This is a genomic window from Nonomuraea sp. NPDC000554 (assembly GCF_040300065.1).
In the GTDB taxonomy this organism is placed as follows: domain Bacteria; phylum Actinomycetota; class Actinomycetes; order Streptosporangiales; family Streptosporangiaceae; genus Nonomuraea.
The window spans coordinates 249,735-265,270 of sequence record NZ_JBEPDC010000013.1 but is presented as its reverse complement, the minus strand read 5'-3'; the positions used below and the strand labels follow the sequence as shown (position 1 = coordinate 265,270).

The 15,536-nt window shown below is 67.4% G+C and carries 9 protein-coding genes; 1 reads left to right on the top strand and 8 read right to left on the bottom strand.

Annotated elements, in window-relative coordinates; all coding sequences use genetic code 11:
• Positions 1-14: 14 nt before the first annotated feature.
• The 5 genes from ABT294_RS25190 to ABT294_RS25170 form a co-directional block, all read right to left on the bottom strand.
• Positions 15-1,343, bottom strand: a complete 1,329-nt coding sequence (locus tag ABT294_RS25190; protein ID WP_350808709.1) for an oligosaccharide flippase family protein — start codon at positions 1,341-1,343, stop codon at positions 15-17.
• A gap of 84 nt (positions 1,344-1,427) precedes the next feature.
• A complete protein-coding gene (locus ABT294_RS25185) occupies positions 1,428-2,615 on the bottom strand; it encodes a glycosyltransferase (protein ID WP_350808708.1) in 1,188 nt (395 codons plus the stop codon).
• A gap of 15 nt (positions 2,616-2,630) precedes the next feature.
• Positions 2,631-4,520 carry an asparagine synthase (glutamine-hydrolyzing) gene (gene asnB, locus ABT294_RS25180; RefSeq protein ID WP_350808707.1) on the bottom strand — a complete coding sequence of 630 codons (1,890 nt, stop codon included), beginning with the start codon at positions 4,518-4,520 and terminating at the stop codon, positions 2,631-2,633.
• 5 nt (positions 4,521-4,525) lie between these two features.
• Complete coding sequence (locus ABT294_RS25175) at positions 4,526-5,668, bottom strand: glycosyltransferase (RefSeq protein ID WP_350808706.1); 1,143 nt, start codon at positions 5,666-5,668, stop codon at positions 4,526-4,528.
• A gap of 90 nt (positions 5,669-5,758) precedes the next feature.
• Entirely contained in the window at positions 5,759-6,580 is an 822-nt protein-coding gene (locus ABT294_RS25170) for a class I SAM-dependent methyltransferase (protein ID WP_350808705.1), read from the bottom strand.
• A 596-nt stretch (positions 6,581-7,176) separates the two neighbouring features.
• Between ABT294_RS25170 and ABT294_RS25165 the strand changes: the two genes are divergently transcribed.
• Positions 7,177-9,372: a hypothetical protein gene (locus ABT294_RS25165; protein ID WP_350808704.1), complete on the top strand. Its 2,196-nt coding sequence runs from the start codon at positions 7,177-7,179 to the stop codon at positions 9,370-9,372.
• 57 nt (positions 9,373-9,429) lie between these two features.
• On the opposite strand, the gene ABT294_RS25160 is transcribed toward ABT294_RS25165, so the two are convergent.
• The 3 genes from ABT294_RS25160 to ABT294_RS25150 form a co-directional block, all read right to left on the bottom strand.
• Positions 9,430-10,410, bottom strand: a complete 981-nt coding sequence (locus ABT294_RS25160; RefSeq protein WP_350808703.1) for an NAD-dependent epimerase/dehydratase family protein — start codon at positions 10,408-10,410, stop codon at positions 9,430-9,432.
• 5 nt (positions 10,411-10,415) lie between these two features.
• Positions 10,416-11,768, bottom strand: coding sequence for a nucleotide sugar dehydrogenase (locus ABT294_RS25155; protein ID WP_350808727.1), 1,353 nt, complete (start codon positions 11,766-11,768; stop codon positions 10,416-10,418).
• Between the two features lie 321 nt (positions 11,769-12,089).
• Positions 12,090-15,404, bottom strand: coding sequence for a DUF4082 domain-containing protein (locus ABT294_RS25150; protein ID WP_350808702.1), 3,315 nt, complete (start codon positions 15,402-15,404; stop codon positions 12,090-12,092).
• Positions 15,405-15,536: the final 132 nt, after the last annotated feature.

Sequence of the window (15,536 nt, the reverse complement as noted above, 5' to 3'; positions counted from 1 at the left end):
CACCGGCGCCTGGGTCAGCCGACCCGCTGCCCAGGTCGGCGACGCCGCCGGGCGATCACGCGGGAGGACGCCAGCAGTGTCAGCACCGGCCGGACGTCGTCGAGGCGTGGCAGCAGGCCCCACAAGGGGATGCGGGCCGACCGCGCGAACCAGGACACCTCCACGCAGGCCATGAGGGTGTACGTGGCAGTGGACGCGAGAGCCGCGCCCAGCGGTCCCCATCGGGGAATCAGCACCACGTTGAGCAGGACGTTCAGCGCGAGCGCGCCGACGGCGATGAGGGTCATGGCGACCGGCCGGCCGAGTCGCACGAGATACTGCTCGACCGGCCTGATCAGGGAGAGCGCGACCATCCCCGGGGCCAGCAGCAGCAGCGGCGGGACACTGCCCGCGAAGGACTGGCCGTAAACCATCGGGATCAGCGTCGGCGACACCGCCGCCAGCACCCCGAGGAAGGCCGAGGAGAGGATCAGGTTGAGCCGAAGGGTTCGGACGGTGATCTCCTCGGCGTGACGCGCGTCGCTACCGGCCTGCCCGGGAAGCACGACCCGGGTGGTGGCCTCCGCCGGAATGCCGGCGAGGGAGAGCACCGTCACGGCGACCGTGTAGATCCCGACTGCGGCGGCGGAGTCCAGGGCGTTGAGCAGCAGGGTGTCGACGGTCATCAAGAGATAGAAGGCCACCAGCCCGACGTGGAAGCGCCCGCCGAGGGCGAGCTGGCGGCAGGCGAGCCGGACGTCGACCAGCCGGGGATGGGGGCGGAGCGCCCGGATGAGGAGAACGAACGGGACGACGGTGGAGACCGTCCAGAACACGATGACGGTGGTCACCGTGATGTCGCCGACGGCCGAGAGCACGAGGAGAGGCAGGCACTGGGTCAACGCGGCGGCGACGGTCCCGCGGTTGACGATGTCCGTGCGTGACTCCAGCCACGCGATGCCTCTCAGGTTCGTGGCCGCGACGCCGAAGGGAACGGCGAGCATCGCGACCCCGAGCAGCGGGGACGTCGTCGGCATCGCGCCCACGCTCAGCAGCACCAGCGCGACCAGCGTGGTGACCGTTCCCAGGGTCAGGCCGAGTACCAGACCGTTCGCGGCGAGAGCGCGGTGCCGCGCCCGGTTCGTCCACAGATAGATCTGTGACTTGTCGATGGACGCGTGCCCCAAGACGATGGCGGTGAGCGTCGTGGTCGCGATGACGGAGTAGGTCCCCCGCCCCTCGGGCTGGAGGACGCGTGCGATCAGCACGCCTGTCACCGTTCCCAGCAGGACCTGGACCGTCTGGCTGCCAATGGTGTGAGCCACCTTGCCGACGGACGAACTCAGCTCTGACGTACGGGGCATCGAACCTCGCCTCGGCTGCGATCGATCGGGGAACCGGCGGGGGGCTCGGCGGCCGGCAGAACTGTGCGCTCCTGCTCACTCCGGCTATCCCGCACGTCGGGTCTCCAGAAGTCGGTGATACAGGCGGACGTGCTCATCGACCATCACGTCCATGTCAAGGTTCTTGCCGGCCCAGGCACGCGCCGCCGCACCCAGCGACGCCGCAAGATCCGGATCATCAAGGAGACGGGCGATCCCCTCAGCCAACGCCACGGGATCAGAAGCGGGAACCAGGACGCCACGATCCTCAAGAAGCTCCGGCGTACCCCCCACCGACGTCGCCACGACAGGCCGCCCCGCCGCCATCGCCTCCATGACCGCGTTACTCAAACCCTCCGAAAGCGAAGGAAGCACCACCACATCAGCACGAGCCAGAAAACCCGCCGTCTCGTTACGGGCCCCCACAAAGCGCACATCCACCCCCAGAGCGCTCGCCTGAGCCTCCAGACGACCACGCTCGACACCCTCCCCCACCAGCACCACCGTGCACGGACGACCCCGCCGCGACAACATCCCGGCGGCATCGACCAGGAACCGAAGCCCCTTCACGCTGCGCAGATTCGCCACGCACACCACCACGGGCAAGGAGGTGTCGACACGCTCCGGCTCGGCGCCCTCGAACGCCGACGCCGGCAGACCGTTGTAGATCACACTCAGCTTCCGCGCCGGCACACCCTCAACCGTCCGAGCATCCTCCGCGACCGCCACCGCGTTCGCCACCACATGATCGGTGACACGCGTCACGACCCTCTCCAGCGCCAGCAGCCACCCGCGCCGCCGCTCGAAGTGCCGCAGGCCGCGGCGGCCGGCCACCACCACCAGCGGGAAACCCGCGAACCGCGCGGCCACCGCGCCGATCATGTACCCCTCGTGCAGGAAGGCGTGGAGCACGTCTGGTCTGAGGTCGCGCAGCAGGCCGACCAGGCGGACGAAGGCCATCAGGTTCCGATTCAGCGTGGAAAGTCCGGACGGTTCACGGCCGAAGCCGAGATGATGGACTTCGATTCCCACCTCGCGCAAGGTCTGTTCGTAGGGGCCGCCTCTCGACAGCACGAGGACGTGGACCTCGACGCCTCTCAGGCGCAGTTCCCGCGCCAGGAGACACAGCTGCTTCTCGGTGCCTCCCAGTTCGAGCTGTCCGATGAGAAACGCGACGCGTCGCAGAGCGGCATTCTCTCCTTGTGCCATGGCGAGCCTCTCGTTTGGTCGCGCCGGATACGGGCGATCGCGCATGCCTGACCTTCCTGGTCACGCGTGGCATCCGGCCTCACTGACGACGGTGTCGTCGGGCACCGCATGCGCTCGGTTCCAGAGCTCGAACTGGAGCAGCGCCCACAGCCGGACGCTGTGGTCGACGCCGTCCATGTGCCGCCGGAGCAGCTCCTGGACCGCCGACGGCCGAAACAGCCCCCTACCGCGAGCGGTGTCGTCGGTGAGCGCGTCGAAGACCAGGTCCCGCAGCTCACCGCGGAGCCACGCCGCGAGCGGCACCCCGAACCCCTGCTTCGGATAGCGCAGCAGCTGGGGAGGCAGCCAGGGAGCCACCGCCCGCTTGAGCAGCATCTTGGTCTGGCCGTTGCGGACGTGCAGCGCGCTGGGAAGGGTCGCCGCCCACTCCATGATGTGGTGGTCCAGGAAGGGCGAGCGGGCCTCCAGCGAGTTCGCCATCGTCGTGATGTCGACCTTGACCAGCAGATCACCCGGAAGGTAGGTGAAGGTGTCGACGTCCAGAACCCTGCCGAGATCGGTCTTCGCCGACGAGCCGTGGAAGATGTCCTCGAGCAGGCGGTAGCTGTCGACGCCTGCCAGGGCCTCCCGGAGCGAGTCGCTGTAGATCTCGGCTCGCTGTTCCGGCGTGAAGTACGACATCAGGCGGGCATAGCGCTGCGATGGGTGCGCGGCGACGAACGTCATCAGCCGGCCCAGTCGCCGCGAGAGGGAACGGGAAGCGCTCCGCTGGCTCATGAGGGTGCCGCTGCGGCTGAGCAGTCCCGCCAAGGGGCCGGGCACTACGGGAATCCTGCGAGCCTGGTTCATCAGCGCGTAGCGCTGGTAGCCGCCGAAGCACTCATCCCCGCCGTCCCCGTTGAGCGCGACGGTGACGTGCTGCCGGCTCAGCTGGGCCACGTAGAAACTGGGGATCGCCGAGGAGTCGGCGAACGGCTCGTCGAAGTGCCACGCGAGGCGCGGCAGGATGTCGAGCAGGTTCGACGTCACGACCAGCTCGTGGTGGTCCGTGGCGTAGCGGTCGGCGACCATCCGTGCTTTGTGGCGTTCGTCGTACCGGCTGTCCTCGAAGCCGATGCAGAACGTCTTGACCGGGTTGCTGCTCTGCATGGCCATGGCGGCCACCACCGCGGACGAGTCGACCCCGCCTGACAGGAACGCGCCGATGGGACGCTCGCTCACCATGCGGACCCGGGTCGCGTCCAGGAGCAGCTCGCGCAGGCGCTGCTCCTCCTCCCGAGGGTCGACCACCGACCGCTGCCTGCGGTCGAGTTCCCAGTAGCGGTCGACCGTGACCGTGCCGCCTTCCCAGACGAGCACGTGACCGGGAGGGAGCTTGTGCACGCCCTGGTAGATCGACCACGGCGCGGGAACGTACTGGTAGGTCAGGTAGTGATCCAGGGCGACGGGGTCGACCTCGCGGCTCATCCCCGGGTCCCGGGTGAGGGACTTCAGTTCGGACCCGAACCAGATCGACGAGTGATCGGATCGCCAGTAGAGCGGCTTCTTGCCGACCCGGTCCCGAGCCAGAACCAGACGCCGGTGATCGCGGTCCCAGATGGCGAAGGCGAACATCCCCCTGAGGTGGTGGACGAGGTCCTCGCCGAACTCCTCGTACAGATGCACGAGGCACTCGGAGTCTCCCGCGGTGCGCAGGTGGTGCCCCTTGGCGATCAGCATCTCCCGGAGCTCACCGAAGTTGTAGATCTCGCCGTTGAAGACGGCCACGATCCGTCTGTCCTCGTTGTAGACGGGTTGGTCGCCGGTCGCCACATCGATGATCGCCAGTCGGCGCATGCCGAGTGCCACGCCTTCGTCGCTGTGGAAGCCCGCGCCGTCGGGCCCGCGGTGGACGATCACCTCGCACATACGGCGGACGAGTTCGGGGTCCGGGTTCGACGTCGAAGCCATTCCAGCTATCCCGCACATCGGGTCTCCAGAAGTCGGTGATACAGGCGGACGTGCTCATCGACCATCACGTCCATGTCAAGGTTCTTGCCGGCCCAGGCACGCGCCGCCGCACCCAGCGACGCCGCAAGATCCGGATCATCAAGGAGACGGGCGATCCCCTCAGCCAACGCCACGGGATCAGAAGCGGGAACCAGGACGCCACGATCCTCAAGAAGCTCCGGCGTCCCCCCCACCGACGTCGCCACGACAGGCCGCCCCGCCGCCATCGCCTCCATGACCGCGTTACTCAAACCCTCCGAAAGCGAAGGAAGCACCACCACATCAGCACGAGCCAGAAAACCCGCCGTTTCACTACGGGCCCCCACAAAGCGCACATCCACCCCCAGAGCGCTCGCCTGAGCCTCCAGACGACCACGCTCGACACCCTCCCCCACCAGCACCACCGTGCACGGACGACCCCGCCGCGACAGCATCCCGGCGGCATCGACCAGGAACCGATGCCCCTTCACGTCCAGGAGGTTGGCCACGCACACCACCACGGGCCAGGGGGTGTCGACACGCTCGGGCTCGGCTCCGTGAAACGCCGACCCCGGCAGGCCGTTGTAGATCACGCTCAGCTTCCGCGCCGGCACACCCTCAACCGCCCGAGCATCCTCCGCGACCGCCACCGCGTTCGCCACCACATGATCGGCGACACGGGTCACGGCCCTCTCCAGCGCCAGCACCCACCCGCGCCGCCGCTTGAAACAGCTCAGACTCCGCCTGCCCGCCACGATGACCGGAACCCCTGCCAACCGGGCCACCGGTGGCCCCACGACGTAGCCGAGGTAGAGAAAGGCGTGCAGCACCTGGGGCTTCAGCCTCCGCAGGAGGCGCAGCAGGGAGAGACAGGCGCGCAGGTTGCGAGCCGGAGCCAACGGTCCCGACAGGAGGCGGACGAAACCGAGCTCGTGCACCTCCACCCCCGCCCGCCGCAGGCTCTCCGCCTGCCGCCCGCCTCCCCGCAGCACGAACACCGTCGTGTCGATGTTCCTCGCCCGCAGTTCCCTGGCCAGCAAGCAGAGCTGCATCTCGGTGCCGCCCATGAGCGTCAACTGCGGGATGAGCAGGGCGACGCGCCGGAGGCCGGCTCTATCGCTGGTCGCCACGGCGCGATCCCTTTCGAAGGCTGCTCTTGTCGGCTGTTCGGGAGGTGCGCCGTCTGCGAGGGGGCCTGCCGGCCACGTGACCACCGCCGGCTATTTGACGCCGCGGATCACGTACAGCCCCCGATGGCGTTCGATGGAGACCTCGCGCAGGCCCAGTTCACTCGTCCAGCGCTGCAGACGCCGCCGGGTCTGCGGCTTCTCGTACCGCGGTGACAGCCAGTCGAAGGTGTCCAGCACGGACCAGCTCCGGACGGTTTCCCTGTCCGTCAGCCCCAGATAGCGATGGTTGGCCACCGGAACCAGGCGCGCCAGCCCCTGCCCCACCCCTGGGACGGCGCTGAGCTTGAGAGACAGCGGCAGCAGAGCCGGCACGGCCTTCTCCACCAGGGCGTAGAGCTTGGCGGGAGGCATGTGTTTGGTGATCGGACGCAGCAGCTGGCGAGGATGCGGGTAGGCGATGACCGCCGCGTACACGTCGACGCAGAACCGGCCGCCCGGCCGCAGATAGCGGAACAGCGTCTTGAAGGTCCGCTCCACGTTCGGGGTGTGCTGGATCACCCCGCAGCAGAACAGGAAGTCGAAGGACTGCTCAGGAAACGGCAGTTCGTAGATGCTGGCCTGGACGAGCCGCAGATTCGGAAAGCGGCCGTTCGACGCCGCGTTGGCGTGGACCGCGCTCGAGATGTCGACCGACGTCACCTCGGCGCCGGACTCGCACAGCACCTCGGTGAAGCGCCCGGCGCCGCTACCGCATTCGAGCACCTTCTTACCGCGCAGCTCGGCGAAGGACCAACGGCTCTGATTAATCAGTCGATTGCGCGAGATCGGTATGCCGGAATGTGAATCGAGCTGCGTCAGCCGATGCTGGTTCCACTGGTATCCGAACCCCGCCGCATAGTTGTCGCGGGGCACGAACCGTGGGATTCCCCGGTCGATCTGATACGTGGCCGGGCATTCGTCGCAGCGAAGCTCGGTTCCGGCGCGGAGTGGACCACGACAGCGCGGGCAGCGCAGCTCGGACCACCAAGCGATCTCTGTGTCGGCGCCACCGTCTACGCGTTCAGCCATTCGATTCCCACCCGGCGAGACGACAAGGACGGCCACACCGGCCTGCCCCCGATTCCCGAGCCATGTTACGGAACGTGATCGCTCGGACACGAACATGTGAGAGGGCGTGTCCCAAAAGTGGATCGTGCACAGGATGTTGCCGGCCCAGGTCGAAGCGCCTCTGGCAGGCCGCCATCCGGCCGATCGACTGCCCTGTATGAAGGGCCGGCAAGGACATCGAAAAACGCGGGCGTCCGCACCCGGCCGGGCAGCGCAGGCCGCCGAGACTGGCGCGCATGACCAAGACTCCGCACCTGGAAAGTTTCCCGTCAGGTTCCCTTGAACTTACCGGCGAACTGGACAGGATTCCTTATAACAGCGGACGGTCCGTGTGGTGGCGCAGGCTCCGCCGGCTTTACTCGTCGCGCTGGCTGCCGGCGGCCTTGGTAACCATCTTCACGGTGTCCGTGCTGGCCTTCTTCGATGTTTCCGCACGGGACATGATCTGCTTCGGCGCCTATGTGGCACTCGGGCTGACGCTGCCGGGCCTGCTGCTGGTACGCGCCCTGTATCGCGGGCAGCGGACGCTGGCCGAGGAACTCGCCCTCGGGTTGACGCTCGGTTACGCGATCGAGGTGCTCGTCTACATCGCCGTCCGTGCGGCCGGGATGCCGCTGCTCGTCCTGGCCTGGCCGCTCACCACCTACGCGGTCTTCGCCGCGCTCCCCCGCCTGCGACGGCACTGGAGGGGCGGGCCCCGCCTCACGACGCCGAGCTGGTGGTCGTGGTCCGTTGCCCTGGTCGTCGTGTATCTGGTCGTCTGGAGCGCCGGCAAGTTCTTCAGGGCGTTTCCGCTGACCTGGCCGGCACTCGCGACGGTCAATCTCGACATGCCGTTCCACCTCGCCCTGATCGGCGAGCTGAACCACCACGTGCCGCCCACGGCGCCGTACGTCGCCGGCGAACCGCTGTTCTACCACTGGTTCGTCTTCGCTCACTACGCGGCGTCGAGCTGGATCACCGGCGTGGAACCGCTCGTGCTGCTGTTCCGGCTGACCATGCTGCCGATGATGGTCGCCTTCGTCGTCCTCATCGGGATGCTCGGACGGCGTGTGGCGCGCTCCTGGCCGGCGGGGCTGCTGGCCATCGTGGTCACCGTCTTCATGGAGTCGCCCAACCTGTACCTGGGCACGAACGTCGGGGTGTTCACGTGGCGCCCCCCTCAGTCGTGGATGGGCCCCACACAGAGCTTCGGGGCGCTGCTCTTCGTGCCGGTCGCCCTCGTCCTGTTCGATCTGCTCGACCGCAGGCGGACCGGTCGCGGCCTGTGGCTGCTGCTGGGCGTCTTCCTGGTGGCGGTGATGGGGGCGAAGGCCACGTATCTGCCGCTGCTCGGCGCCGGGCTGGTGCTGACCGCCGTGATCGAGATGGTCCGGCGTCGCCGGACGCCGTGGCCCACGTTCGCCGCGTTGGCGATCACCGTGGCGTGCTTTCTTTTCGGACAGTTCGTGCTCTTCGGCCAGGAGCGCCTGGGGATGATCGTCGCCCCGCTCTTCCACACGCGCGACGTGTGGGGAGAGCTGACCGGGGTGGGCCGTCAGACCGACGCCCCGCTCGCCTCGGTCCTCGGTGTCACGCTGCTGTACCTGCTGAGTTGGGCCGTGGAGTGGTGCGGGATCTTCGGTCTGCTGAGCCAGGCGAGGCTGCTCCTGCGACCGGCCGTGGCGGTGATGCTCGGCATCGGTGCCGCGGGAATCGGGGCCACACTGCTGTTCGGGCATGATCACAACAATGAGCAGTACTTCTCCGTGGCGTGCTATCCCTATCTGGGGATAGTCGCCGTCTACGGGCTCTTCGTCATCGCGCGGCGGGCGAAGGTGTCGGCCCGCGCGACGGCGTGCGTGGCCGGCGCGGCGATCGTGGTGACCTGCCTGACCCGGATGGTGTTCGGCGTCCAGGTGCCCCTGAGTCCGGGCCAGGACGAGAGCCTTCTCTACCGGCCCTACCTCGCCCTGGCGGCGCTCGCCCTGCTCGCGATCGGCGCTGTCGTCCTCGTCAACAGACGGCACCTGGTGGTCGCCGGGGCCCTCACGATCTCGATGATCACGGCCGTCGGGCTGCCGGCCGCCTGGGCCAGTCGCGCCCTGTCCGCGGCTCTGCGCACCCCAGCGGGCGGCATCGCCGAGACGGATCCGACCGTCGCCCCGGCGGACGTGATTCCTCGGGACGTGTTGACCGCCGGACGGTGGTTGCGCGCCCACTCGGACCCGGACGACCTGGTCGCCACGAACACGCACTGCCGCTGGGGATTCCAGACGCCCTGCGACAGCCGCCAGTACTGGGTTTCGGCTCTGACGGAGCGGCGCGTGCTCGTCGAGGGGTGGGCGTTCACCCCGACGAACTACCGGCGCTGGCGCGACGGCCTCACCTCGCACCTGCTGCCGTTCTGGGACCGGGCGCGGATCCAGGCCAACGACGCGGCCTTCCAGTCCCCCACAACGGAGTCGATCCAGGCGCTGCGAACGCGCTACGGCGTGCGCTGGCTGATGGTCGACGAGCGCGACCTCGACCGCAGTTCCATGATCGGCAAGTTCGCGGATCTCCGGTTCCACACCGGCGACTACGCCGTGTACCAGATCCCGGACAGCGCGCCCTGATGTCGTGACTCGCGGTGCTTCCGGCTCATCGAGGCGGAAGCACCGCGCTGTTCGCGGTCAGGCTTGGCCGCTGTCCGGCTGCTCCAGCCACCAGGGATTCTCCCGAGCCCACTCGATCGTCCGCGCCAGCCCCTCGCGCAGGCCGGTCGTGCTGCGCCAGCCGAGCACGTTGGCGGCCTTCGTCGTGTCGGGAACCCGTCGGTACAGATCCTGGTACCGCTCGCCGAGACGCTCCCGAGTGTCGACGGGAACGACGGTCCGCTCACCACCGGCGAGCTCGATGGCGAGGTGCACGGCCTGCTGCACCGTCGTCTCGTCCGAGCTGCCGATGTTGAAGCACTCGCCATCGGACTTCGCGCTCGAACCGGCCATCACCGTGGCGGTGATGGCGTCGTCGACGAACGTGAAACACCGGGTCTGACCGCCGTCGTCATAGACGACAGGAGCAAGACCGCGAAGCGCCCGGTGGATCGTGCGGCTGACGACGAAGGCGGGCCGCTGGCGGGGGCCGTACACGTTGAAGTAGCGCACGATCGTCGCTCGCAGGCCACGCTGCCGGATGAAGGCGAAGGTGAGATGCTCCGCCAGTGCCTTGCTGGACGAGTAGCTCCACCGGTCCGTGGCGGTGCTGCCCAGCACGCGATCGTCGTCCTCCGCCCATGGCACCGCCGGATTCTTGCCGAACACCTCGCTCGTGCTGGCGACCACGACCTTCGCTCCGGCCCGCTCGGCCAGATCGAGTACGTTCCTCGTCCCCATCAGGTTGATGTCGATGACGTCCAGCGGCTGGTCGAGGTACCGATCAACGCCGACCACGGCGGCGAGGTGGTACACGATGTCCACGTCCGGGGTGATGGCCGCAGCCAGTCCGGCCTTGTCCCTGATGTCGCCCATGACGTACCGGGACGCACCCGCCTGCCGGCCGGCCGGCGGCTCGCCCTGTTCGAAGACGACCACGTCGTGGCCCTCCGCTGCGAGCCGGTCGACGAGATGGCTCCCGACGAATCCGCCACCGCCCGTGACTACCACTCGAGCCATGGCGTCTACCGTCCGATCCCGCGGTAGGCGAAGCCCAGTTGTCGCAGCCGGGCGATCGTTTCGCGAGAGTAGTAGGCGCGCCCGTCGATCAACGCGCACGACGCGGCGACCCGCTTGCGGAGTTCGGCGAAGTCCAGCGCCTCGAACTGCTTGTGCCAGGCGAGGACGGCCAGGCAGTCGGCGTCCTGCACCGCCTCCTCGATGGAGCTTGACGGCCGCAGCCCGAAGGTCTTCTCGGCCTCGTCGTCGTCGACCAGCGGATCGAAGAGGGTGACGTCGGCGCCCGCCTCGCAGAGCGCCGCGATCACGGGCTGGGTCGGCGTCGCGCGCAGGTCTCCGGTGTTGTTCTTGAAGGCCAGGCCCAGCACCGCGACCTTCGCGTCGGCCGGGGTCCTGCCGAACTTGGCCAGCTCGTCGACGACGAGGTCGAAGGTGTAGCGGGGCATCCCGTCGTTCACCTCCCGCGCGGCCGGGATCGTGCGGAGGTCCACGCCACGGTCCTGGGCCGAGCGCCACACCATCCATGGATCCTTCGTCAGGCAGGAGCCGCCGACCCCGACACTCGGCAGCAGGATGTTGACGTTCCCGTTGCCCTTCTTGATGGAGTTCGCGGCCGAGACCACGTCGAGGACGTCGACGCCGAGCACGTCGCACACCTTGGCGAGCTCGTTGGCCATGGCGATGTTGTGGTCGATCCACCAGTTGTCGGCGAGCTTGACCATCTCCGCCGTCTCGAGCGAGGCGCAGCGGATGACGTCGACGCCGACGGTCCGCTCCCAGAACGCCGCCGCGGCCTCGGTGCTGTCGTCGCACCAGCCGCCGACGACGATGGGGAAGCTACGGAGCTCGTTCAGCGCGTTTCCTTCGGAGAGCCGCTCGGGGCAGAACGCGAGGCCGAAGTCGGCTCCACACTTCAGGCCCGAGCGCTCAAGCAGAGGGACGACGAGCTCGCGCGTCATCCCCGCTGGAACCGTGCTCTTGAAGATCAACAGCTGACCGGGGCGGATGTGCCTGCTCAGATCCTCGCAGGCGCTCTTCAGCTGATGGTCCATCAGCACGCCCCTGTCGCGGATGGGCGTGCCGACCGTGACGATGACGACGTCGGCGGACGCGACCGCTTCGCAGTCATCAGTGACCCGCAGCCTCGGCGTGCCCGCCCAGCGGGACACGAGCTCGGGCAGCCCCGCTTCGCTGAACCGGCAGTGTCCGCGGCTCAGCTCCGCCACGAGCGCGGCGTCCGTGTCCACGCCCGTTACGTGGACGTCGTTGTCGGCGAGGGTCGCTGCGACACAGGACCCGACGTATCCCAGGCCGACCACTCCGGCCGTGATGTCTTCTCGACTGGGCAAGAAACGCACCATCACTCCATTCGACGAATTCCTCATCGGACCGATGAGGTTCGTTGACCGATTGTGTGTTTCTCAGACCCGTGACCATGAGTTCCCGCGGGCCCGAGTGTCGTTCTTGTTCTAACTCCCGCCGTCATCCGGAGCGGCGATGGCGCGCGCGAACGCCGATTCACAGGAGATAGCTTGGCCCGCAGAAGGAGGTCCGCTGACCGGATCGAGATGGGGCCGGTACCGGCACATGCCGACACGAACCGGCGGTGTCCGCCGACAACCGAAAACCGCCCCTGCCGCATGTCGGCAGGGGCGGTTCCGGCACACCTCTCAGCACACCTAGGAGACGTTGAACAGAACGTCCACCCAGTAGTTCGTGGCTTGGTAGCTGTTGACAGGGAAGGTGCTCGACGCACCGTAGCTGTAAACACCGTTGCCGCCCGACGGACCGTCCGCGAGAGCGGTCAGCAGGCCGTTCGTATACGCATTGGTAAAGTACGGCCGCGTTATCGAATAGTTCCCGGACGACGTGAAGTAAGAGGCGATATAGGTCGTATTCGCAGAAACCGCGATAGGCGTCGAGAAGATCACCTGTTGCCAGCCTGACGCGGTCTCGTTGGTGAAGGTCGCGCTCGCCAGCAACTGACCAGTGGCCGTCCACAGGCTCCCGACGTGCGTCCCGGTGTTCTGCGAACCCTTGAAGAACCGGATACCGCTGATCGTTCCAGCCGTGGTCGCGGTGAACTTCACCCCGAGCGTGACCGCCTGGGGATCCGGGAACGAGTCGACGTCCGGCACCGTCGAGTCGTCCCACAGACTCGCCGACGGCGTGAACACCACGTCGACCCAGTAGTTGGTGGCCTGATAGGTGCTCGTCGGGAAGCTGTTCGACGAGCCGTACGTGTAGACCCCGTTGCCCCCCGACGCACCGTCCGCGAGAGCGGTCAGCGGCGGGTTCGTGAACGCACTGGTGAAGTACGGTCGATTTACCGAGTAATTCCCGGATGACGTGAAGTATGAGGCGATATAGGTCGTATTCGCGGTTATCGTGACAGGTGTCGAGAAGGACACCTGTTGCCAGCCCGACGCGCTCTCGTTGGTGAAGGTCGCGCTGGCCAGCAACTGCCCGCCGGTCGTCCAGAGGCTCCCGACGTGCGTCCCGGTGTTCTGCGCCCCCTTGAAGAAGCGGATACCACTGATCGTTCCGGTCTCGGACGCCGTGAACTTCACCCCGAGCGTGACCGCCTGGGAGTCCGGGAACGACTGGATGTCCGGCACCGTCGAGTTGTTCCACAGACTCGCCGACGGCGTGAACACCACGTCGACCCAGTAGTTGGTGGCCTGGTAGGTGCTCGTCGGGAACGCGCTCGCCCCGCTGTAGGTGTAGACACCGTTGCCGCCCGAGGCGCCGCTCGCGAGGCCGGTCAGCGGACCGTTCGTGAACGCGGTGCCGAAGTACGGCCGCGATATGGAGTAATTCCCATTGGGCGCGTAGTAGGAGGCGATATAGGTGGTGTTTCCGGCAACCACGACCGGATTGGAGAAGTTCACCTGTTGCCAGCCGCTCGCCGTCTCAGTGGTGAACGTGGCCCGCGCCAGGAGCACTCCCGTGGAACTCCACAGGCTGCCGACGTGCGTACCCGTGTTGGACGCCCCCTTGTAGAACCTGACGCCCGTGATGAGGCCCGCGCTGGTGGCCTGGAACTTCACCCCGACTTCCACCCCGTTGGGATCGTCGTTCGCCGCCACGTCAGGAACGGTCGACGGAGTCCACAGGGTGCAGGGGCATCCGTCTCCCACGGTGACATTCAGCGTGGTGGGGATCACCTGGAGATTGCCGATGTCGTCGACCGCACGGGCCATGATCGTCGCGTTGCCGGCGGTGCTCGGCGTCCACGGGAACTGCCAGTTCTCGCGGCCGGTCGCCTGGAACCACCTGGTGCCACCGTCGAACGAGACCTCGACACCCGCGACGACGCCGCCCCCGGTGTCACTCGCCGTTCCCTGAACGGTGACCACCCTGCCGACCGGCACCGAGGCGCCGACAGGCGGATTGGTGATCGTCGAGGTCGGTGGCGCCGTGTCCGTCGACGGGGTCGCCGGAACCAGGCCAGGCTGAAGGCTGGCCGGTTGCGTGCCCATGTCGGCGAACAGGTTGACCGTGGCCTGCTGCATGTTGATGTCCGTGGGCGTGCCCGCCCGATCATGGGTGGCGTCGAGCCCCCACGACCACTGGGTGGTTCCCGCACCGAAGACGAGCGCTCCACTGGCCGCTCGGTAGAGCACCAGGTTGTGCGTCGCGACCCCGGCGCCGAAGGTGCCGCCGAAGTCGAGCAGGAACTTGTTCGTGGCCAGCGTCGTTCTCGACAACTTCACCGGCCCGGGGGGCGAGAATCCGTTGTCGGGAGCCCCCACATCCCATTCGTACCCGAGGGTTCCCGCGGGGAAGGTCGCCGTCTGGCCGGGTGAGAGATTCGCGATGGCCGTGTTGCGCCACAATCGCATGTTGCCGAACTCGGCGGGCACCTGTATCGAATCGTTGGCGACCCCGTTGACCATGAACAGCGTGCCGGACAGCGCGTTCTCCGGTCTCCCCCCGTCCGACGGCGGGGAGAAGCGCGGATCTCGCCATGTCCCGGTCCACTGCGGGCTCGGATCGATCTTGGCGTTCGCCAGCGTCTCCTTGTAGCAGACAAGCGTCCGGAAGGTGGAGTCCGGATTGGCGATGCTGTTCTCCCACCTGGTCTTCCAGAAGATCTCGTTGCCGGAGAAGAAGGCGAGATTGACGCCGTTGTCGCGGGCGTTCTGCACGTTGGTCCGCTGCTCGTTGGACCAGTACTCGTCATGCCCCGACGACATGAACACCTTGTGCTCGAGCAGTTCCGCCGGCCGACTGGCGGTGTCGATGCTGGAGGAGTAACTGACGTCGTACGCGTTGGCCTCGAGCCACCTGACCATCGGATATTCGGAGTCGAAGAACCAGCTCTCCACCGAGCCCGTGCAGCAGCTGCCGATCCGCGTGGTGAACGGGCGGTTGTAGCTGACCTTGAAGGCACGACCCGCCGGAGAACCGAAGTAGAGGCTGTTGCCGCCGTAGGTGTTGTACGCCTGCCAGGTGGCGTCAGAGGTCTGGATCAGAAAGTCCGAGTGACGCTCGTCGTCCCTGACGACGAAGATGATCTGGCTGACGTCGTTCGACCCGTCCTCCCGGACCAGCTTGGCGATGTAGACGCCGGAAACGGCGCTGGCCGGCACCGTCCACGAGGCCGACACCGCCCAGTTGCCGCAGTCGACCAGGCCGGTCGTGCTGTCGGTCGCGCACGCCGGCTGCGACTGGGGAAGCGGCACGGACGGGTGAATCGTCGTGATGAGGCGCGCGCCCAGACCGCTGTAGTACCCCATGCGGTAAATGTCGAAGCGATAGGCGGTCGCCGGGGTCAGCACCTTGAAATCTACCGTTTCTCCATGGTCCACACTCATCTGAGTGGCATAACCCTGGATGTTGATAGAACCTGCGCCCACGATGTCCCATTGGCTGGGCGGGCTGCCCGGCAGACTGTTCTCGATGCAGATGATGGACGTCGGCGGGCACGATGCCCTGCGCTTTCGGACGCCTTTTCGCGCGCCCACCCAGCGGTGCCTCTCAAGGAGCACGGCGTCCGAATGCGGCTCAAGCCTCGCGGACCTCTTCGGTTTCGCGGAGTCCGATCGCGGCTTGGGGGGCGCGGACGGCGAATCAGGAGCCGTGGGAGCCTGCGTTTCAGGGGACGCGGTGGCCCGGTCCGG

Excerpts from the sequence above, each read along its gene's own strand:
- ABT294_RS25190 (WP_350808709.1), bottom strand. The coding sequence starts at position 1,343 with ATGCCCCGTACGTCAGAGCTGAGTTCGTCCGTCGGCAAGGTGGCTCAC.
- ABT294_RS25185 (WP_350808708.1), bottom strand. The coding sequence starts at position 2,615 with ATGCGCGATCGCCCGTATCCGGCGCGACCAAACGAGAGGCTCGCCATG.
- asnB (WP_350808707.1), bottom strand. The coding sequence starts at position 4,520 with ATGGCTTCGACGTCGAACCCGGACCCCGAACTCGTCCGCCGTATGTGC.
- ABT294_RS25160 (WP_350808703.1), bottom strand. The coding sequence starts at position 10,410 with ATGGCTCGAGTGGTAGTCACGGGCGGTGGCGGATTCGTCGGGAGCCAT.